Below are 21,970 nucleotides of genomic sequence, written 5' to 3' on the forward strand. Positions count from 1 at the left end.
TTATTTAGCTGCTTGTTTGTGAGCAGATCTAATTTGGATTAAGGATTTTTTAGCTCCTGGTACGTTTCCTTTAATAAGAATAACGTTTTTCTCAGCGTCTACGCGAACAATTTCAAGGTTTTGAATTGTAATGCGGTTTCCGCCCATACGGCCAGGTAGTAATGTTTGTTTAAATACGCGAGCTGCGTTAGCGTCACCCAATGAACCAGGACGACGGTGGTGACGGGATCCGTGGGACATTGGGCCGCGGCCATATCCGTGACGTTTGATAACGCCTTGGAATCCTTTACCTTTTGAAGTCCCCGTTACATCAACGATGTCTCCAGCTTCGAAAGTCTCAACACGAATTTCTTTACCCACTTCGTATTCTCCCAGCTCAACATCGTCAAATTCACGTATGAAGCGCTTAGGAGCAGTATCTGCTTTTGCTACATGTCCTTTTGCAGGTTTGTTTGATAAAATATCACGTTTGTCTTGGTAACCCAATTGAACAGCTTCATAGCCGTCGTTTTCCATTGTTTTAAGTTGCAAAACAACGTTTGGTGTTGCTTCGATTACAGTTACAGGGATTAATTCGCCTGACGCTGTAAAGATTTGTGTCATCCCTACTTTTTTGCCTAAGATTCCTTTGGTCATGAGTACACCTCCATTTTTTTAGTTTGTATTAAAGTTTGATCTCGATGTCTACGCCAGATGGTAGATCAAGTTTTGTTAAAGCATCAACAGTTTTTGGTGTAGGATTGATAATATCAATCACACGTTTGTGTGTAAGCATTTCAAATTGCTCACGAGAATCTTTATATTTGTGAGTCGCACGAATCACAGTATAAAGGCTTCTTTCTGTTGGTAATGGAATTGGACCAGACACGCTAGCACCAGTTCTTTTTGCTGTTTCTACAATCTTTTCTGCTGATTGGTCTAAAAGACGATGTTCATAAGCTTTTAAACGAATCCGAATTTTTTGTTTTGCCATCATTTTCCCTCCTTCGCCTAGTCTTAGAAATTAGACATTGCTCCACGAAAATTTCCGTCACACTCGCCGTGGCAAAGCGGCCGGGTGTGTCGCAACCTCTCGTTTCATAGCCATTGGGTTTCTTTCGAAATACCCAGTACGATCTCTTCTTTGAAATCAGCACCTGTTCAATTATACAAGATACATCTTTTTTTATCAAGCATTTTTTACTTTTTATTTTTATTGTTTTGCTTTTTTATGTTCTTGCCGAAACATTCTTCTTATTCTATAGAAGAAAGCAATCATTTGGTTAAAATAAATAAGCTACGATAAGAAGTGATCAACTCGCTTATCGTAACTTATTCTGTTTCATTTGTCTACTTAAAAGTGTTAAGAAATCTCTTTTTATTTAACTGACCTTCTTACCGATCAGAAGAATGGTATTCAATCTTTAGATGACTACTGAAATAATCAAACTTTGACGATCCAGCCTTCAGGAGCCGGAACTTCTCCGTATTGGATTCCCGTCAATTCTTCGTAAAGTTTTTTGGTTATCGGCCCAACTTCTGTTTCGCTATAAAACACATGGAAATCTTCTCCATATTGAATGCCGCCGATTGGCGAAATAACTGCGGCTGTTCCGCAAGCTCCTGCTTCCGCAAACCGATCCAATTCATCTACATAAACATCTCCTTCTTCCACCTCTAACCCCAAACGTTCTTTAGCTAAATACAACAAAGAATATTTTGTGATACTCGGCAAGATAGAAGGCGAAACGGGAGTGATAAATTTATTATCTTTAGTAATTCCAAAGAAGTTCGCTGACCCCACTTCTTCAATTTTTGTATGCGTGATCGGATCAAGATAAATCGCGTCACTGAAATTCTTTTGTTGCGCTTCTCTGCCTGGCAGCAAACTCCCGCCATAATTACCCCCAACTTTAGCAGCACCTGTTCCGTTCCCAGCTGCTCGGTCATATCCAGATACCATAAAGTTTGTTGGAAGCAAGCCGCCTTTAAAGTAAGCTCCGACCGGCATACAAAAAATTGAGAATAGATATTCTTCAGCAGGCTTAACCCCAATGTTGTCTCCTACACCAATCATAAACGGACGAAGATACAACGATCCTCCTGTACCATACGGTGGGATATACGCTTCATTCGCTTTGACAACTTTTTTAACCGCTTCTATAAAGGTATCTGTAGGAATTTCCGGCATCAGCAAACGTCGACAGCTCCGTTGCATTCTTTCAGCATTCTGATCCGCTCGAAACAGATTGATGCTGCCGTCTTTTGCACGGTAAGCTTTCATTCCTTCAAAAACCGTTTGGCCATAATGCAAAGCAGTCGACCCTTCACTAATATGTACTTTATTATCTTCTGTCAAAGCTCCATCATCCCATTTTCCATCTTTCCAATACGAGATGTAACGGTAATCTGTTTTAATGTAGCTAAATCCTAAATTTGCCCAATCCAAGTCTACTGTTTTTCTCATTCCAACCACTCCTTACGCTATATTGCTTTCTAGTGTAACACAATTATTAGAATAAGATGAGGTTAAGTTTCTAAATCTTCTAAAACTTTAGAAACAAGCTGTTTTATAGTTATTTTGGATTAGATTCTGAATAATAGTTTTTATATTTTATTTCTTTAGCATTGCATATTAAGCGTCACCTTCTTTTAAAAGCCCTTTTCTAAAAAACGCGCTTTGTTCTTATGCGCCCTATGCTATTCCATCGTCCATACGACTCTTAACCGGTTTGGTTTTAGCCAACCCAATCCAATCGGAGCTTTTCTCGACCACAGACGAAAAACCCAACTAATGCACTTGTCTTGCGTGACATACGGAGAGAGGTTTTCTATCCTTACCGTCCTCAAAAAGAGTTTGTGTACCTTATGCTCTATTCGAATCCACTCTTAAGGTACGCATCTGGATTTTGTGTGCCTCAAGTCGAGTCTTATCATACAGTTAAGGTTCGTATCCTGTTCTTGCACTTTAACTCTAGTTTTATCACACAATAATAGGGCATATAACCTATTTTCGTGTACCATACGACTACTATTCCATCTTCTATATGGTACCCAACTTTTTTAACAAATCAAAAAAAGAACATAAAAAAGCCGCATCGGATAACCGATACGGCTTTTTTCTTGTCTGAACACGCTCTGCCACTGGCAGAGTCCTTTTTAAATCACTTTTAGTTTTTGTTGATTAAGCTTCGATTGAAACTACAACGCCAGCTCCAACAGTACGTCCACCTTCACGGATAGTGAATTTAGTACCTGGGTCAATAGCGATTGGTGCGATCAATTGAACGTCAATTGTAACGTTGTCTCCTGGCATAACCATTTCAGTACCTTCTGGTAACTCAACAACACCAGTTACGTCAGTTGTACGGAAGTAGAATTGCGGGCGGTAGTTAGCGAAGAATGGAGTGTGACGTCCACCTTCTTCTTTTGATAAGATATAAACTTCGCCTTTAAATTTAGTATGCGGAGTGATTGAACCTGGTTTAGCTAATACTTGTCCACGTTGGATGTCTTCACGAGCAACCCCACGTAATAAAGCACCGATGTTGTCCCCTGCTTGAGCGTAGTCTAGCAATTTACGGAACATTTCAACACCTGTAACAGTAGATTTAGTTGTCGCTTCATGGATTCCGATGATTTCTACTTCTTCACCGACTTTGATTTCACCAGCTTCTACACGTCCTGTAGCAACTGTTCCACGTCCAGTGATTGAGAATACATCCTCAACTGGCATCATGAATGGTTTGTCAGTAGCACGTTCCGGAGTTGGAATGTAAGTGTCTACAGCTTCCATCAAGTCCATGATTTTGTCTTCGTATTCTGCAACGCCTTCAAGAGCTTTAAGAGCAGAACCAGCAATAACTGGAGTGTCGTCTCCTGGGAATTCGTATTCTGTTAACAAGTCACGAACTTCCATTTCAACTAACTCTAGTAATTCTTCGTCATCAACCATGTCAACTTTGTTTAAGAAAACAACGATGTATGGAACACCAACTTGACGAGACAATAGAATGTGTTCACGAGTTTGAGGCATTGGGCCATCAGCAGCAGATACTACTAAGATAGCGCCATCCATTTGTGCAGCACCAGTGATCATGTTTTTAACATAGTCAGCATGGCCTGGGCAGTCTACGTGAGCGTAGTGGCGGTTTTCAGTTTCGTATTCAACGTGAGAAGTTGAAATTGTGATTCCACGTTCGCGCTCTTCTGGAGCACCATCGATAGAAGCGTAGTCTTTTGCAGTACTTACGAAACCTTTTTTAGCTAATACAGTTGTGATTGCAGCTGTTAAAGTAGTTTTACCATGGTCAACGTGTCCAATAGTACCAACGTTAACATGGGGTTTTGAGCGATCGTATTTTTCTTTTGCCATTTTAGTAATTTCCTCCTTGGAATGAGTTTTCATTTTTTATTTTAGATAGGGAAAAACCTCAGTTCGTCCCTATCATTTGTAAGAATTATACCGATTAATGCCGGGAAAAGCAATACTTAACGATTACCGTTAACTTTACGCTTCGCCGCCATTTTTCTTAATGATTTCTGCAGAAATCGACTTAGGAACATCTTCGTAATGATCAAATGTCATTGAGAATGTACCACGGCCTTGTGTTGCTGAACGTAATGCTGTAGCGTATCCGAACATTTCAGCTAGTGGAATCGTACCTTTAACGATAGTCGTATTTCCACGTACTTCTGAGCCTTCGATCCGTCCACGACGAGCACTAATGTGTCCCATTACGTCTCCTAAATAGTCTTCAGGAATTGTAATATCAACAGCCATCATCGGTTCCAAAATAACAGGGTTAGCTTTCTTCGCAGCATTTTTAAGTGCCATTGAAGCCGCTACTTTAAATGCCGTTTCATTTGAGTCGACATCATGGTAAGAACCATCATAAAGTTTTGCTTTGATATCCACTAACGGATAACCAGCAAGAACACCGTTATCTAATGAAGCTTCTAATCCCGCTTTAACTGCTGGGATGTATTCACGAGGAACAACACCACCAACGATTGCATCTTCAAACTCAAAGCCTTTTCCTTCTTCATTTGGTGAGAATTCGATCCATACGTGACCGTATTGACCTTTACCACCAGATTGACGAACGAATTTACCTTCAGCTTGAGTCGAACCGCGGAATGTTTCACGATAAGAAACTTGAGGAGCTCCAACAGTAGCTTCAACACCGAATTCACGTTTCATACGGTCAACGATGATATCTAAGTGTAATTCACCCATACCAGCGATGATCGTTTCACCTGTTTCGTGGTCTGTTTCAGCACGGAAAGTTGGATCTTCTTCAGCTAATTTTTGTAATGCAACACCCATTTTATCTTGGTCAGCTTTTGATTTAGGTTCAATCGCTACTTGGATAACAGGTTCCGGGAAGTCCATTGATTCTAAGATAACTTGTGATTTTTCGTCACACAGTGTATCTCCAGTAGTCGTATCTTTCAATCCGACTGCTGCTGCAATGTCTCCGGCAAATACTTCAGGGATTTCGCTACGAGAGTTCGCATGCATTTGCAAGATACGACCTACACGTTCACGTTTGCCTTTTGAAGCATTTTGGATATATGATCCAGCTTGTAACGTTCCTGAATACACACGGAAGAATGTTAGACGACCTACAAACGGGTCAGTCATAACTTTAAATGCTAATGCTGCGAATGGTGCGCTATCATCTGCAGGACGTTCAACTGTGTCTTCAGTACCTGGTAAGATACCTTCCATAGGTTTAACGTCGATTGGAGATGGTAGGTAATCAATAACTGCATCTAGCATCATTTGAACACCTTTGTTTTTAAATGCTGAACCACAAAGAACTGGGTAAAATTCAACGCTTAAAGTTGCTTTACGAATACCAGCAATAAGTTCTGCTTCAGTAATCTCTTCGCCTTCAAGGTATCTTTCCATCATATCTTCGTCTAATTCAGCAACAGCTTCAATCAATTTTGTACGCCATTCGTCTGCTAACTCTTGGTATTCTGCAGGAATGTCTTCTTCACGAACCACTTGGCCCATGTCGTCTTCATAGATTTCAGCTTTCATTTTAACTAAATCGATAATTCCGATAAATTCTGTTTCAGCACCCATCGGCAACTGAATCGGGTGAGCGTTTGCTTGTAAGCGATCGTGCATTGTGCCTACTGAATACAAAAAGTCTGCTCCGGTTTTATCCATTTTGTTAATGAATACAATACGAGGTACACCATAAGTTGTTGCTTGACGCCAAACTGTTTCAGTTTGAGGTTCAACACCTGATTGTGCATCAAGTAGCATTACAGCACCATCTAATACACGTAGAGAACGTTCAACTTCAACAGTGAAGTCAACGTGACCTGGAGTATCGATGATATTTACGCGGTGTCCTTTCCAAGCAGCTGTTGTTGCAGCAGATGTAATCGTGATTCCACGCTCTTGTTCTTGTGCCATCCAGTCCATTTGTGCTCCACCTTCGTGGGTTTCACCAATTTTATGGATACGGCCAGTATAATAAAGGACACGCTCAGTCGTTGTTGTTTTACCAGCATCGATATGGGCCATGATTCCGATATTACGGGTATTTTCTAGAGTAAACTCTCTTTTAGCCATCTTGCAATAACACCTCTCTTAAATTAATTAAGTTTTTAATGTTTAGTTTAAATACACTCTTTTCCAATAAAGGCCAGGTTTCTACAATAGGAACCAAGCCTTTTTTTGGAAAAATTTTACCAACGGTAGTGAGCGAAAGCTTTGTTCGCTTCTGCCATTTTATGTGTATCTTCACGTTTTTTAACTGCAGAACCTGAGTTGTTTGCAGCATCCATGATTTCTTTAGCAAGACGTTGTTCCATAGTATCTTCTCCACGCAGACGAGCGTAGTTTACTAACCAACGAAGAGCAAGTGCAGTACGACGTTCTGGACGAACTTCGACTGGAACTTGGTAGTTAGAACCCCCAACACGACGAGCTTTAACTTCAAGAACAGGCATAATGTTTTTCATTGCTTGTTCAAACACTTCCATAGGATCGTTGCCTGTTTGTTCTTTAACAACATCAAGTGAGCTGTAAAGAATAGTAGCAGCTTTCCCACGTTTACCATCAACCATTAAACGGTTGATTAAGCGAGTAACTAATTTAGAATTATAAATTGGATCAGGTAACACATCACGTTTAGTAATAGGACCTTTACGAGGCATCCAAATTCCTCCTTTCAATAATAGTTTTTTTAGAATACGAATTTCATTTTCAAATTAAGCAGTTAGCTTATTTTTTAGGTTTTTTAGCACCATATTTAGAACGACTTTGTTTACGGTCAGTAACACCAGCAGTATCTAATGCACCACGAACGATGTGGTAACGTACACCCGGTAAATCCTTAACACGTCCTCCACGGATAAGTACAACACTATGTTCTTGTAGGTTATGTCCTTCTCCTGGGATATATGCTGTTACTTCAATTAAGTTAGACAAACGAACACGTGCATATTTACGTAACGCTGAGTTAGGTTTTTTAGGAGTCATAGTTCCCACACGAGTACAAACACCACGCTTTTGAGGTGAGTTTACTGTTGTTTGTTTTTTTCTTTTACTGTTATATCCTCTGTTCAAAGCAGGTGATTCAGACTTTTCTGCTTTAGATTTACGAGGGCTACGAACTAATTGATTAATAGTAGGCATTGGTAATTTCCTCCTTCCCTGTGTTTATCTTTCTAGTCCACACATCCAGGTGGTTCTTTTTTCAGCAAAAAAATAGTGCTGCAAATCGCAACCAGCTTTACTTGTAGAATTAATGGCCCTTGTACCAGTCAGAACGACTGATCGACAGGAATCTGTATACAAAAGCACCTTGTGAATCATACCATGTCTTTTTTTTCTTGTCAACAAAAGGACAACATTTTTTCTTTTTTCTTCAAAATAATTTTTTTCATTAAACATTACGTATATTCCTTATAACAAAAGCAAATGAATGAAGAAAGCTAGGTGAATCAAAAAATGTCTGTGTTTCTCTTGTTTCTATTGATCGGATTGCTTGGTTGTTGTTTCGGTTCTTTTTTTATGGTCGTCGGTTTAAGAATTCCTTTGGGACAATCCATTGTCCATCCGGCCTCGCATTGTGCTGATTGTCAGCATTCGCTTGGTCCAACTGAACTGATTCCTGTTTTTTCTTTTCTGTTTCAGAAAGGACGGTGCCGCCATTGCCGCGCTTCCCTTTCGCTTTTTTATCCGCTTAGCGAAATTTGGACTGGTTTTCTCTTTGTTTCTATTGCCTTAGCTTTTGCAGCTCAACCGCAAGAACTTTTTTTAATGTATCTGCTGGTTGCCTTTAGTCTGATCTTCAGCGTAACCGATCTCCACTACCAGTTATTGCCAGACTCGCTTATGGCGTCCTTTTTTTCTCTCGTGTTGATCGGTCGAATGTTGTATCATCCACTCTCATTTACTCACTATCTGCTCAGCGCTCTCTTTTATTTTAGTTTGTTTTATGCCTTGTATTGGATCACAGATCAAGCCATTGGCGGCGGCGATGTAAAACTTTTTGGTATCCTTGGCTTATTTTTAGGTTTCAAACTAATGCTGTTCACCTTGTTTGCAGCTTCTTTATCGTTGTTGCTGCTGGCTAGTATTCTTTTACTATTAAAAAAAATAACTCGCCAAACTCATCTGCCTTTTGCTCCCTTTATCTTTTTCGGTGTGTTCTTTTCTATCCGCTACGGTGAAGCTCTCTTGGCCTTAACTGAGAAACTTTTTATCTGACAAAATAAAACAGAGCAAAAGTACTTTTATCCCTTTTGCTCTGTCTTATTATCTAATCCAGTGTTAATCAGCTGTCACCTTCAGCAAAATGCGCCCTCGGCCGTGGCCAGTCTCACTTTGCATCATAGCTTCTCGAACTTTTTCCAATGGATAAACCTTCTCGATTTCTGTTTTGATTGTACCATTAGCCATCAGTTCTGCTAATTGGTCCAAATCACTTAGTGTGGGGCTATCCTGATTGTCTATTCCTGTAACTAAATGATCTGTTGCAGCTTGTGGGTTGCGAATGCCGACCAAACTGACTAACTTTCCACCTGGCTTGATGATTTCCCAAGATCGGTCTTGGGTTTCGCCGCCAATCAAATCAATAACTAAATCAACGGCCGCTACCTCTTCTTCAAACCGTTGCTTTTTATAATCGATTCCTTGGTCTGCGCCTAATTCTTTTAAAAAGCTTTGGTTATCCGTTGATGCTGTTCCGATAACTTCTGCCCCTTTCCATTTAGCCAACTGAACGGCATAATGTCCTACTCCGCCAGCTGCAGCATGGATCAAAACACGTTGACCAGCTTTTAGATCGCCTTGTGTAAATAAAGCTTTCCAGGCTGTTTCTGCACCGGCAATAATCGTAGCCGCTTGTTCAAATGAAAGATTGACAGGTTTGTGATTCAAGGCTGTCATGGGAATAGCGGCCTTTTCTTTATAGGCTCCGCGTTTTGTTCTGCCGAAAACGGCATCGCCGATTTTAAAACCTACCACATCTTTACCAACTTGTTCAATAATCCCCGAAGCGGCAATTCCCGGAGTATAAGGAAAATGTCTCTTGCCTGCCTTGCCTTGTCGGATTTTCCAGTCAACCGGCAATACTCCTGCATAACGAACTTTGATCAGTACCTCATCATCCTTTGGCACCGGTGTCTCGGTTTCTTCTAATTTCAGTACTTCCGGTCCGCCAAATTCATCAACCCGTACAGCTTTCATCTTTAGCCCTTCTTTCTTTTTTAGGCACTCTCTCTTAATCAGCAAAGTAAGTGGTGTGGACAAATTTAACTTCAAGAAACTCTTCAATTCCATAATGCCCATTTTCGCGGCCTAGACCAGAATGTTTCACACCGCCAAAAGGTGTTTCTGACTGAGAAACTTGCGTATTGTTGACTCCTACTAATCCATACTCTAAAGCTCGACTCACTTTTTCAGCACGACGCAAGTCAGTAGTGAAAACGTAAGAAGCCAAACCGAAGTTGGTATCATTAGCCATTTGAATCACGTCATCTTCTTCTTCAAATTCAATCAGCGGAACGACTGGACCAAAAGTTTCTTCATAGAATATATCCATTTCTTTCGTTACGCCATCGACGACAGTTGGCTGATAAAAGAATCCTTTTTCATATTCTCCTTCTGTCAAGCGACCCCCACCGACAGGAATGTCTGCACCTTTATTTTTTGCATCCGCTAATTGAGCATCAATCGTTTCACGAGCTTCTTCATTGATTAGCGGGCCTACCGTCACTTCATCTAGCCCATTCCCGACCTTCACTTGAGAAACAGCTTGATTTAAAGCAGCCGTGAATTCTTTTTTGATCGATTTTTCGACAAAAATACGGTTAGGCGATGTACAAGCTTGCCCATTGTTCCTGAATTTCATAGCTACTAATGTCTTGACCGTTTCTTCGATCGGTGCATCTGCAAAAACAATAAACGGTGCATGCCCGCCTAATTCTAATGAGATTTTTTTCAAGGTAGCCCCGCACTGTTCATACAATTGCTGCCCTACCTTGGTTGAGCCGGTAAACGTTAATTTGCGAACATCATTACTGTCCGTTAAGGCTTTACCGATATCACTTGATGGCCCCATTACCAAATTAGCTACGCCGGCCGGTAACCCCGCTTGTTCAAACAACTCAAATAATGCAATAGCAGAGAGCGGTGTGCTGCTGGCTGGTTTCAAAATAATCGTGCAGCCAGCTGAAATAGCGGGCGATATCTTCCGTATGATCATGTTAGACGGAAAGTTCCAAGGGGTAATGGCACCAACAACGCCTACTGGCTGCTTCTTAACTTCAAATTTGTGGTTATTAGGAGCAGGAATCGTTTCACCATAGATCCGCCTAGCTTCTTCAGCATTCCAATGCATATTTTCTACGTTCGTTTTGATTTCGCCTTTTGCTTCTGCTAGTGGTTTGCCTTGTTCTAGCGTCATGATCAGTGCTAGTCGATCTGCATTTTCTTCCATTAAATCCGCAATTTTGTGCAGAATCTTTACTCTTTCTTTCAATTCCATTCCTGACCATACTGGAAAAGCCGCTTTTGCTGCTGCAATAGCTTTTTCAGTATCAGCTGTATCGGCTTGTGCCACTTGTATCAACTCTTCGCCTGTAGCAGGGTTGTTGACTGCTTTACTTTCCAGCGAGCCTGTTGTCCATTGTCCGTCAATATAAAGCCCTGATTGCATATCCGGTAATTTTTTTCGTGTTATTCCCACTTAAAACACTCCTTCAATTTTTTGGTTTTTATATTTCTACTCATAATTAGCATAGCACACCTTCCGGCTCACTAAAAATAATGTCACTTTCAAATAAGTAGGCAAATGAAAAAAGGAGGTTATGTACCTTAAGGAGAGAGATTTAACATCGTTAAGGTACGCAAATAGGGTTTGTGTACCTTAACGATAGGGGTTTAGCAATGTTGAGGTACTCAAAAAGGATTTGCGTACCTCATGGACAGAGCTTTAACATTGTTAAGGCACGCAAAAGGAATTCGCACTATCGACGGAAAAGCAACGACTAAAGTTATGAAGTTTAGGCAAACAAAAAAGGCCGTTCAGCTGATTGTAGCATCAGTTGAACGGCCTTTTTAACTTATCTTATATATTCGGTTCCTTTTTGTCATTGATGCTGTAAACATTCTCGCTCACAACGCCAACTCCTTTTGGTTCCATTTTACGATATTTCGGCATTCCTGTACCAGCTGGAATGATTTTTCCGATAATGACGTTTTCTTTCAATCCTAATAACGGATCACGTTTTCCGCGAATAGCAGCATCTGTTAAGACACGTGTCGTCTCTTGGAAGGAAGCAGCTGACAAGAAACTATTTGTTTCAAGAGAAGCTTTAGTAATTCCAAGTAAAACTGGACGAGCTGTCGCTGGAACACCGCCGGCTAATAGCGTACGGTTATTTTCGTCTGTGAAATCATGGATGTCGATCAACGTTCCTGGCAAGACGTCTGTTTCACCTGGATCCATGATACGAACTTTCCGCAACATTTGACGAACCATAACTTCGATATGTTTGTCGCCGATTTCTACCCCTTGCATACGGTAAACTTTTTGAACTTCACGTAAGAGATAGTTTTCAACAGAAAGAACATCGCTGACACCTAATAGTTGTTTAGGATCGACTGATCCTTCAATTAAGCTTGAACCACGTTTAACGATGTCGCCTTCAGCAACTTTCATGCGGGAAGTAAACGGAATTTGGTAACTACGCGTATCGGTTACTCCTTTGATCGTAATTTCTTTCGTACGATCTGCTGGATTTTCTTCAATCGCAATGACTTCACCGGTTACTTCAGTGATAACAGCTTGTCCTTTAGGATGACGAGCTTCAAAAATTTCTTGGATACGTGGAAGACCTTGAGTAATATCGTCTCCGGCAACTCCACCTGTATGGAAAGTACGCATGGTTAATTGGGTTCCTGGTTCTCCAATTGATTGAGCTGCAATTGTTCCAACTGCTTCTCCAACTTCAACTTCTGAACCTGTAGCCAAGTTACGGCCATAACAATACTTACAAACACCATGTTTAGTATTACATGTAAATACTGAACGAATGGTAACTTGTTCAATATCTGCGTCTATAATTTCTTTTGCAATGTCTTCTGTGATGATTTCGTTATTTTTGATGATAACAGATCCGTCTTTAGGATTAAAGATCGTTTTACGTGTATAACGACCTAACAAACGCTCCTCAAGAGGTTCAATCACTTCATTGCCTTCTTTAATAGCAGTAACTTCTAAACCACGGTCCGTTCCACAATCTGTTTCACGAATGATAACATCTTGTGCCACGTCTACTAAACGACGAGTCAAGTAACCCGAGTCAGCCGTTTTCAGAGCCGTATCGGTCATTCCTTTACGAGCACCATGGGTAGAGATAAACATTTCTAAAACTGATAGTCCTTCACGGAAGTTAGATGTGATCGGTAATTCCATGATTTGTCCATTCGGTGCAGCCATCAATCCACGCATACCAGCCAGTTGAGTAAAGTTGGAGATGTTACCACGGGCACCTGAGTCACTCATCATGAAGATCGGGTTGCGGTCATCTAAACTTTCCATCAATTTCACTTGAATACGGTCTTTAGCAGCATTCCAGATAGCAATAACACGTTCATAACGTTCATCATCCGTAATTAAACCACGACGGAATTGTTTGGTTACATTGTCTACTTGTCCATGAGCTTCATCTAACATCTCTTGTTTTTCATGCAAGACAACGATATCCGAAATTCCTACGGTAATCCCTGCAATAGTAGAATATTTGTATCCTAAGTCTTTCATTCTGTCTAACATTTTTGATGTTTCGGTTATTTTGAAACGTTTGAAAACTTCTGCAATAATATTACCAAGGTTTTTCTTCTTAAATGGTTTGATCAACGCTTGCTCTTTAATGTGAGCCGGAATATCCGTTGCTGCTTCGACAAAGTATTTGTCTGGTGTAGCAACCTCAAGGTTTACTTGAGTCGGCTCATTCATGTATGGGAATTCCCCAGGCATGATTTCATTGAAAATCAATTTCCCAACAGTCGTGATCATCATTTTATCTTTTTGCCATTCAGTAAACGGTTTGTTCGGAATATCGATTGCACGGATTCCAATCCGTGAATGTAAATGCACATAGCCGCTTTGGTAAGCAACCAATGCTTCATTCAAACTGCTGAATGTCATTCCTTCGCCTTCGCGTCCTTCTTCTTCCATTGTAAGGTAATAGTTCCCCAATACCATATCTTGAGAAGGAGTAACTACTGGTTTACCATCTTTTGGATTTAGAATGTTTTGAGCAGCAAGCATCAACATACGCGCTTCAGCTTGTGCCTCTTCACTTAACGGTACATGGACAGCCATTTGGTCTCCATCGAAGTCGGCGTTATAAGCTTCACAGACTAATGGGTGCAAGCGAATAGCTTTACCCTCTACAAGAACAGGCTCAAAAGCTTGGATTCCTAATCTGTGTAATGTTGGTGCCCGGTTCAATAGAACTGGGTGTTCGCGGATAACTTCTTCCAAGACAGGCCAGATAGCATCGTCTTGACGATCGATTTTGCGTTTTGCGTTTTTGATATTGCTGGCGATATCGCGGGCAACAAGTTCTCTCATTACAAATGGTTTGAAAAGTTCAATGGCCATTTGTTTCGGCAATCCACATTGGTACATTTTAAGCGTTGGTCCAACAACAATAACCGAACGGCCTGAATAGTCTACACGTTTACCAAGTAAGTTTTGACGGAAACGACCTTGTTTTCCTTTTAGCATGTGTGACAATGATTTCAATGGACGGTTACCTGGTCCAGTAACTGGACGGCCGCGACGACCATTATCAATCAAAGCATCGACTGCTTCTTGCAACATCCGTTTTTCATTTTGAACAATGATATTCGGTGCCATTAAATCTAGTAGACGTTTCAAACGGTTGTTACGGTTAATTACACGACGGTACAAGTCATTTAAATCACTTGTCGCAAAGCGTCCGCCTTCTAATTGAACCATTGGGCGAATTTCTGGAGGAATAATCGGAATAACATCCATAACCATCCATGATGGGTGGTTTCCAGAATTACGGAAAGCTTCTAGAATATCCAAGCGACGAATAGCACGTGTCCGTTTTTGGCCTTGTGCTGTTTTTAATTCTTCTTTTAATTCAGTCACTTCTTTTTCAAGATTTACATCGTTCAATAATTGCTTAATGGCTTCTGCTCCCATTTCAGCTTGAAATTCTGTTCCATATTGATCACGACGTTCACGGTATTCTCTTTCAGTCAATAATTGTTTCTTTTCCATCGGTGTGTTACCAGGTTCGATAACAACGTAAGAAGCGAAATAAATGATTTCTTCAAGAGCACGTGGGCTCATGTCTAACACAAGTCCCATACGGCTTGGAATCCCTTTGAAATACCAAATGTGAGTAACTGGTGCTGCTAATTCAATATGACCCATACGTTCACGACGTACTTTAGAACGAGTTACTTCAACTCCACAACGGTCGCAGACGATGCCTTTGTAACGAATTCGTTTGTATTTTCCACAAGCACATTCCCAGTCTTTTGAAGGTCCGAAAATACGTTCACAGAATAAACCATCTCGTTCAGGTTTCAATGTACGATAGTTAATGGTTTCAGGTTTTTTGACTTCTCCATAAGACCAACTGCGAATCTTATCTGGAGAGGCCAAACCAATTTGCATACTTTCAAAATTATTAACGTCTATCAAGGGGCCTACCTCCCTTTATTTTTTATATCGAGCTGCCCTATCTGCTCACTGTTTTGGTTCATTACAAAATAGAGCGGAAACCCGAGTCCCCGGAGGAACTCTCCGCATCTTCTTTAATCGAGCTGCGCGCTCTAGCTCTTCGGAAAAAAGACAAAATTGTCCTCAAGGCTTACAGCCTTCTGCGGGAATTTTTCTATTTTTCTGTCAGAGCTGAACAGAGCGCTTCGCATCTTAATCTTTTAGTCGTTCTTTTTCTGCTGCTTCTGCGCGAACTTTTTCTTGTTCTTCAGCGTATTTGCTCAGAGCATCAATGTTTACGATGTCATCATCGTCATCCATATCGCGTAGTTCAATTTCTTCATCTTCAGCATTCAATACTTTCATATCTAATCCTAAAGCTTGTAATTCTTTAACTAATACGCGGAATGATTCAGGAACACCTGGTTTTGGAATAGGATCGCCTTTAACGATAGCTTCGTACGTTTTAACACGTCCAACAACATCATCTGATTTGTATGTCAGGATTTCTTGCAGTGTATAAGCTGCACCATAAGCTTCAAGTGCCCAAACTTCCATCTCACCAAAACGTTGTCCACCAAATTGAGCTTTACCACCCAATGGTTGTTGTGTAACTAGTGAGTAAGGTCCAGTTGAACGAGCATGTAATTTATCATCGACCATGTGGGCCAGTTTGATCATGTACATTACTCCGACAGAAATGCGGTTGTCAAACGGTTCTCCGCTACGTCCGTCATAAAGAACGGTTTTCGCATCTGCAGCCATTCCGGCTTCTTGAACTGTTTCCCAAACGTCTTTTTCATTGGCTCCATCAAATACAGGCGATGCAATGTGAATGCCCATTTTGCGAGCGGCCATTCCCATATGCAATTCAAGTACTTGTCCAATATTCATCCGTGAAGGTACCCCTAATGGGTTTAACATAATATCAACAGGAGTTCCATCAGGCATAAACGGCATATCTTCTTCCGGCATAATCAACGAAACAACACCTTTGTTACCATGACGTCCCGCCATTTTGTCCCCTTCATTGATTTTACGTTTTTGAACAATGTAAACCCGAACAAGCATGTTTACTCCTGGAGATAACTCATCTCCTGCTTCACGAGTAAAGATCTTAACATCATGGACTGTTCCGCCGCCACCATGTGGTACGCGTAAAGAAGTATCTCTTACTTCACGAGCTTTTTCACCAAAGATCGCATGCAATAGACGCTCTTCTGCTGATAGTTCCGTTACCCCTTTAGGAGTTACTTTCCCAACCAGCAAATCGCCATCAAGAACTTCAGCCCCAATGCGGATAATACCCATTTCATCTAGATCTTTTAAAGCATCTTCTCCGACGTTAGGAATCTCACGAGTGATTTCTTCAGGTCCAAGTTTCGTGTCACGTGCTTCTGACTCATATTCTTCAATATGGATCGACGTGTACACATCATCTTTGACTAAACGTTCGCTCATGATGATCGCATCTTCATAGTTGTACCCTTCCCAAGTCATGAAGGCTACTAATGGGTTTTGACCTAAAGCCATTTCCCCATTTTCCATAGAAGAACCATCTGCTAAAATCTCGCCTTTGTCTACGCGATCGCCTTTAGCAACGATTGGACGTTGATTGTAACAAGTACCTGCGTTTGAACGACGGAATTTTGTAACAGGGTATTTATCTAATGCCCCGTTGTCTTGACGAATACGAATTTCTTTAGCGTCTACGTATTCAACGATTCCGTCATTTTGACAAATAATTGCCGCGCCTGAGTCTTTTGCCGCTACGTGTTCCATACCAGTTCCCACTAATGGTGCTTCTGGTCTGATCAACGGTACAGCTTGACGTTGCATGTTTGCACCCATCAATGCCCGGTTACTATCATCGTTTTCCAAGAAAGGAATACAAGCTGTTGCTACAGCAACTACTTGTTTAGGAGAAACGTCCATATAATCTACACGGCCGATCGGTACTTCTAAGTTTTCTTCTACATAACGAGCCAATACGATATCGTTCGCAAATGTGCCATCTTCATTCAACTCTGCATTTGCTTGCGCAACAACATACGCATCTTCTTCATCTGCTGTTAAATAGTCGATGTGGTCTGTTACTTTACCAGTTTCGCGGTCTACGCGACGGTAAGGTGTTTCAATGAATCCAAATTTATTTACTTTTGCGAAACTAGATAAGCTGTTGATCAGTCCAATGTTTGGTCCTTCAGGTGTTTCAATCGGACACATACGGCCATAATGCGAGTAATGCACGTCACGAACTTCGTATCCAGCACGGTCTCTGGTTAAACCACCGGGTCCTAAAGCAGATAAACGACGTTTATGAGTCAACTCGCCTAATGGGTTGGTTTGATCCATAAATTGTGACAGTTGAGATGACCCAAAGAATTCTTTGATGGCCGCAACAACTGGACGAATGTTGATCAATTGTTGTGGTGTAACGGTAGCCATATCTTGGATCGACATCCGCTCACGTACCACACGTTCCATTCGAGACAAACCAATACGGTATTGGTTTTGCAATAGTTCACCAACCGAACGAATACGACGGTTGCCTAAGTGGTCAATGTCATCTACATTGCCGATGCCTTCTTGCAAGTTAAAGAAATAGTTCATTGAAGAAATAATATCAGCCGGTGTAGCATTTTTGATTTCTGTTGATATTACGCCATTTCCGATCACATTCACAACTCGTTCAGGGTCTTTTGGAGAAACAACTTTTACAACTTGCAGAGTGATCGGTTCAGTAACGACCGCATCTTCTGTTGGGTAATACGTAACACTGTTTAGACCAGCATCAAGGTAAGGATCTAAAATGTCCATTTGGTCACGGTCTAATTTAGTTCCTTCTTCTACTAAGATTTCTCCTGTTTCTGGGTCAACCAAAGTTTCAGCTAATGTTAAATTGAATAAACGTGTTTTTAGGTTTAATTTTTTATTCACTTTGTAACGACCCACGTTTGCTAAATCATAACGTTTTGGATCGAAAAAGCGAGCAGTCAATAAGCTTCTTGAGCTATCTGCTGTTTTAGGTTCACCTGGACGCAGACGTTCATAAACATCTTTTAACGCTTCTTCCGTCCGCGAGTCGCTGGCGTTTTTGTGCAAGTCTTTTTCTAGAGTTAAACGAAGGCTTTCATTCTCTCCAAAAATCTCAAGGATTTGATCGTCTGATCCGAACCCAAGCGCACGAACTAAAACAGATAACGGGATTTTACGTGTACGGTCAATACGCACATAAGAAATATCTTTTGCGTCTGTTTCGTACTCCAACCAAGCTCCACGGTTTGGAATCAAGGTAGATCCGAAACCTTCTTTACCGTTTTTATCTAGTTTACTGTTAAAGTAAACACCTGGCGAACGAACCAACTGAGAAACGATAACTCGTTCTGCTCCGTTAATAACAAAAGTTCCCATGTCGGTCATCAAAGGGAAATCCCCAAAGAAGACTTCTTGGTCTTTCACTTCACCGGTTACTTTATTGATCAAACGTAATTTCACATAAATAGGCGCTGAGTAGTTTGCATCGTGAGAACGAGCTTCTTCAACGGTATATTTAGATTCTTGTAATTGGTAATCAAGGAACTCTAATGATAGGTTTCCTGCGAAGTCTTCTATTGGAGAAATGTCTTTAAACATTTCACGTAAGCCTTCATCTAAGAACCATTGGTAGGAATTGGTTTGAATTTCAATCAAATTCGGAAGTTCTAAAACTTCGTTGATTCGTGCGAAACTTCTACGTGTACGGTGTTTTCCGTAATTTACTAAATGGCCTGCCAACCTGTTCACCCCTCAAAATGTTTTGATTGTGTACGTAGACCATCAAAATTTACGGCGGATCAACATATTACAATTGCGTAACAATTATTAAAAATACGCAACATTTGATCTGCAACCCTATTTTTTGACAAAAAAAAACCAAAAGAGTCGTGAACTTTTAAATAAAAATCACATTTTCTTTTGTTTTTCTTTAAAAACCTATTCTGGACAATATTTCAGAACAAGTTTACTTCTACTGGACACACTTACTGCATTAGATTATTTTACCGAAAAAAAAGCCCTCTGTCAAGCACAATAAATCCTGTTTTGTTAAAGATGACCATCTTTTTGGTTTTTACCGTTTAACGCTTTGGATAATCCAATATCCTTTGTCTTTACTAATGACTTCTGCATTGCCGAATGTTTCTTCCATTTTCGCTTTAGCACTAGGAGCACCTTGTTTCTTTTGAATCACGATCATTAATATACCATCTTTTTTGAGATAGTCATAAGCACCTGTCAAAATACCGTGCACGACTGATTTCCCGGCACGAATCGGCGGATTGCTGACGACTGCTGCAAATTCTTTTTGCGCTACTTGTTCGTAAATATCAGAAATATGAATAGAAACATTGCCGATTCGGTTATTAGAAGCATTTTGCTTAGCTAAGCCAAGCGCCCGCTCGTTTACATCGACCATCTCTACCGTACGTTCACTAGCTTCTTTGGCGAATGCCAATCCGATCGGTCCATAACCACAGCCTACATCTAAAATATCTCCCTCAACTAACGAAGTTAAATCAAGTGTCTCAACCAATAAACGCGACCCAAAATCGACTGTTTTTTTCGAAAACACACCCAAGTCCGTAACAAACTTAAATGTTTGGCCGCGCAATTCGTATGTCCACGCTGAATGTTCGCTTGCCGCGCTTGGTTTATTCGTGAAATAATGATCTGCCATATCAAACCCTCCTTGATTTTAGCTTTAAAGTTAAAAAAGACACGCAGCGAACTGCGTGTCTAAAAATTCTACTGTTAAAGCAGATTGATTATTTAAGTGTTACAGTTGCGCCAACAGCTTCTAATGCTTCTTTCATAGCTTCAGCGTCTTCTTTAGAAACGTCTTCTTTAATTGGTGCAGGAGCTCCGTCAACTAAAGCTTTAGCTTCTTTCAAGCCTAAACCAGTTGCTTCGCGAACTGCTTTGATAACTTTGATTTTTGCGTCTCCAACAGAAGTTAATTCTACTGTGAATTCTGTTTGTTCAGCAGCAGCAGCTTCTCCGCCACCAGCAGCAGCTACAGGTGCAGCTGCAGTTACGCCAAATTCTTCTTCGATTGCTTTTACTAAGTCGTTTAATTCTAATACTGTTGATTCTTTCAAATCAGCAACGATTTGTTCAATGTTTAATGCCATTGTTATTTTCCTCCATTATAGGTTTATAGGTTAGTTTTGTTCATCTTACTTAACTTACGTGTTCAAACGAACAATAAGCCATTTCTCTTATTAAGCTACTTCTTCTTTTGATTCTGCAACTGCTTTGATAACAAGAGCAGTGTTGCGAACCGGTGCTTGAAGTACTGATAGTAACATAGATAGCAAACCTTCGCGGTTTGGTAGTTTTGCAAGAGCGTTCATTTCTTCTACTGATGAAACTTTGCCTTCGATGACGCCACCTTTAATTTCTAAAGCTGGTGCTTCTTTTGCAAAGTCAGCGATGATTTTTGCAGGTGCAATAACATCTTCATCACTAAATGCGATAGCAGTAGGTCCTTTAAAAACATCATCCATTCCTGCTAAACCAGCTGCTTCTGCTGCACGGCTCAACACAGAGTTTTTGATAACTTTCATTGAAATTCCTGCATCACGTAATTGTTTACGCAAGTCTGTTACTTCTTGAACAGTTAAACCACGGTAATCCATCACTACAACAGATGCTGCGTTTTGGAATCGAGTTGTTGCTTTTTCAACAAGTAATTGTTTTTGTTCAATTGCTGCTTGACTCATTAACTTTTCACCTCCCGATCGATTGGAATTTTTTCGCTTCATCAACTAAAAAGTCTCTATAACGTAAAAAACTCCATGTCACCGTAGACATAGAGGGAGTATTGTATGCTTTCACATATCATCCTCGGCAGGAAATTAAGGCATATAGCCACCTACTGTCTTCGGTAATAGTTCTTAACCTAGACGATTCTATCAACTCAAACCGTCCAGGTCAAGACATTTTTTGTTTTTTTAAATTAAGCTTTGTTAAACGTACTTACGTTAACTTTGATACCAGGTCCAAACGTGCTTGTAATGGTAACATTTTTAATGTAGTCGCCTTTAGCAGTTGAAGGTTTTACTTTCACCATTGTGTCTTGGATCGTTGCAAAGTTTTCAACCAATTTAGCTGCATCAAACGATACTTTACCGATTGGAGCGTGAACGTTTCCTGCTTTATCAACACGATACGTTACTTTACCAGCTTTAATTTCATTGATTGCTTTAGCAACATCCATTGTAACTGTTCCTGTTTTAGGGTTAGGCATTAATCCTTTGGGTCCTAAAACGCGTCCTAAACGACCAACTTCAGCCATCATGTCCGGAGTTGCTACAACAACGTCGAAATCAAACCATCCGCCATTGATTTTTTGAACAAGTTCAGCGTCGCCGACGTAGTCTGCTCCTGCTGCTTCTGCTTCTTTAGCTTTTTCACCTTTAGCAAAAACTAAAACTTTTTGTGTTTTACCTGTTCCATTTGGAAGAACAACTGCCCCACGAATTTGTTGGTCAGCTTTTTTAGGGTCAACACCAAGTCTGTATGCTACTTCAACAGTTGCATCAAATTTAGCATAGTTTGTTTCTTGCACTAAAGCTACAGCTTCTTCTACAGAATAAAGTTTTTCAGTGTCAACTTTTTCCAAAGCTGCTAAATATTGTTTACTTTTTTTAGCCATCTTTCATTTCCTCCTTGATTGTGGTTATAACGGTTTTACCTCCCACTTG

General features: G+C 40.6%; 17 protein-coding genes and 1 other annotated feature. Of the genes, 1 reads left to right on the forward strand and 16 read right to left on the reverse strand.

The window, feature by feature from the left end; all coding sequences use genetic code 11:
• The 8 genes from rplC to NY10_RS08180 all read right to left on the reverse strand — a co-directional run bounded on the left by rplC (window position 1) and on the right by NY10_RS08180 (window position 7,900).
• Window positions 1-636 carry a 50S ribosomal protein L3 gene (rplC, locus tag NY10_RS08145; protein ID WP_058919502.1) on the reverse strand — a complete coding sequence of 212 codons (636 nt, stop codon included), beginning with the start codon at window positions 634-636 and terminating at the stop codon, window positions 1-3.
• 28 nt (window positions 637-664) lie between these two features.
• Window positions 665-973 carry a 30S ribosomal protein S10 gene (gene rpsJ / locus NY10_RS08150; protein ID WP_058919503.1) on the reverse strand — a complete coding sequence of 103 codons (309 nt, stop codon included), beginning with the start codon at window positions 971-973 and terminating at the stop codon, window positions 665-667.
• Window positions 974-1,423: 450 nt separating this feature from the next.
• The gene (locus NY10_RS08155) at window positions 1,424-2,446 is read right to left on the reverse strand and encodes a branched-chain amino acid aminotransferase (RefSeq protein WP_058919504.1); all 1,023 of its coding nucleotides are present in this window, start codon (window positions 2,444-2,446) and stop codon (window positions 1,424-1,426) included.
• A 717-nt stretch (window positions 2,447-3,163) separates the two neighbouring features.
• Window positions 3,164-4,354, reverse strand: a complete 1,191-nt coding sequence (gene tuf, locus NY10_RS08160) for an elongation factor Tu (protein WP_058919505.1) — start codon at window positions 4,352-4,354, stop codon at window positions 3,164-3,166.
• Window positions 4,355-4,489: 135 nt separating this feature from the next.
• Window positions 4,490-6,574 (reverse strand): elongation factor G, encoded by a 2,085-nt coding sequence (fusA, locus tag NY10_RS08165; RefSeq protein WP_058919506.1) that lies wholly within the window; start codon window positions 6,572-6,574, stop codon window positions 4,490-4,492.
• 116 nt (window positions 6,575-6,690) lie between these two features.
• Window positions 6,691-7,161, reverse strand: coding sequence for a 30S ribosomal protein S7 (rpsG, locus tag NY10_RS08170; protein WP_058919507.1), 471 nt, complete (start codon window positions 7,159-7,161; stop codon window positions 6,691-6,693).
• Window positions 7,162-7,228: 67 nt separating this feature from the next.
• Window positions 7,229-7,642, reverse strand: a complete 414-nt coding sequence (gene rpsL, locus NY10_RS08175; protein ID WP_058919508.1) for a 30S ribosomal protein S12 — start codon at window positions 7,640-7,642, stop codon at window positions 7,229-7,231.
• Window positions 7,643-7,666: 24 nt separating this feature from the next.
• Complete coding sequence (locus tag NY10_RS08180) at window positions 7,667-7,900, reverse strand: hypothetical protein (protein ID WP_058919509.1); 234 nt, start codon at window positions 7,898-7,900, stop codon at window positions 7,667-7,669.
• A 45-nt stretch (window positions 7,901-7,945) separates the two neighbouring features.
• On the opposite strand from NY10_RS08180, the gene NY10_RS08185 reads away from it, so the two are divergent.
• On the forward strand, window positions 7,946-8,719 hold the full coding sequence (locus NY10_RS08185; protein ID WP_156413283.1) for a prepilin peptidase: 774 nt from the start codon (window positions 7,946-7,948) through the stop codon (window positions 8,717-8,719).
• 63 nt (window positions 8,720-8,782) lie between these two features.
• Here NY10_RS08185 and NY10_RS08190 read toward each other — a convergent pair whose 3' ends face one another.
• The 8 genes from NY10_RS08190 to rplA form a co-directional block, all read right to left on the reverse strand.
• The gene (locus NY10_RS08190) at window positions 8,783-9,700 is read right to left on the reverse strand and encodes an NADP-dependent oxidoreductase (RefSeq protein ID WP_058919511.1); all 918 of its coding nucleotides are present in this window, start codon (window positions 9,698-9,700) and stop codon (window positions 8,783-8,785) included.
• Between the two features lie 34 nt (window positions 9,701-9,734).
• Entirely contained in the window at window positions 9,735-11,195 is a 1,461-nt protein-coding gene (locus tag NY10_RS08195; protein ID WP_231726798.1) for an NAD-dependent succinate-semialdehyde dehydrogenase, read from the reverse strand.
• Window positions 11,196-11,582: 387 nt separating this feature from the next.
• Window positions 11,583-15,206 (reverse strand): DNA-directed RNA polymerase subunit beta', encoded by a 3,624-nt coding sequence (rpoC, locus tag NY10_RS08200; RefSeq protein ID WP_058919512.1) that lies wholly within the window; start codon window positions 15,204-15,206, stop codon window positions 11,583-11,585.
• Window positions 15,207-15,437: 231 nt separating this feature from the next.
• Window positions 15,438-19,001 (reverse strand): DNA-directed RNA polymerase subunit beta, encoded by a 3,564-nt coding sequence (rpoB, locus tag NY10_RS08205; protein ID WP_058919513.1) that lies wholly within the window; start codon window positions 18,999-19,001, stop codon window positions 15,438-15,440.
• Between the two features lie 334 nt (window positions 19,002-19,335).
• Window positions 19,336-19,941 (reverse strand): class I SAM-dependent methyltransferase, encoded by a 606-nt coding sequence (locus NY10_RS08210; RefSeq protein ID WP_058919514.1) that lies wholly within the window; start codon window positions 19,939-19,941, stop codon window positions 19,336-19,338.
• 88 nt (window positions 19,942-20,029) lie between these two features.
• Entirely contained in the window at window positions 20,030-20,395 is a 366-nt protein-coding gene (rplL, locus tag NY10_RS08215; protein ID WP_058919515.1) for a 50S ribosomal protein L7/L12, read from the reverse strand.
• 90 nt (window positions 20,396-20,485) lie between these two features.
• Window positions 20,486-20,986, reverse strand: a complete 501-nt coding sequence (gene rplJ, locus NY10_RS08220) for a 50S ribosomal protein L10 (protein ID WP_058919516.1) — start codon at window positions 20,984-20,986, stop codon at window positions 20,486-20,488.
• A gap of 55 nt (window positions 20,987-21,041) precedes the next feature.
• Window positions 21,042-21,169 (reverse strand) — a sequence feature (ribosomal protein L10 leader region).
• A 53-nt stretch (window positions 21,170-21,222) separates the two neighbouring features.
• A complete protein-coding gene (rplA, locus tag NY10_RS08225; RefSeq protein ID WP_058919517.1) occupies window positions 21,223-21,921 on the reverse strand; it encodes a 50S ribosomal protein L1 in 699 nt (232 codons plus the stop codon).
• Between the last annotated feature and the right edge of the window lie 49 nt (window positions 21,922-21,970).

It is taken from the genome of Carnobacterium sp. CP1, assembly GCF_001483965.1.
Lineage (GTDB): Bacteria > Bacillota > Bacilli > Lactobacillales > Carnobacteriaceae > Carnobacterium_A > Carnobacterium_A antarcticum.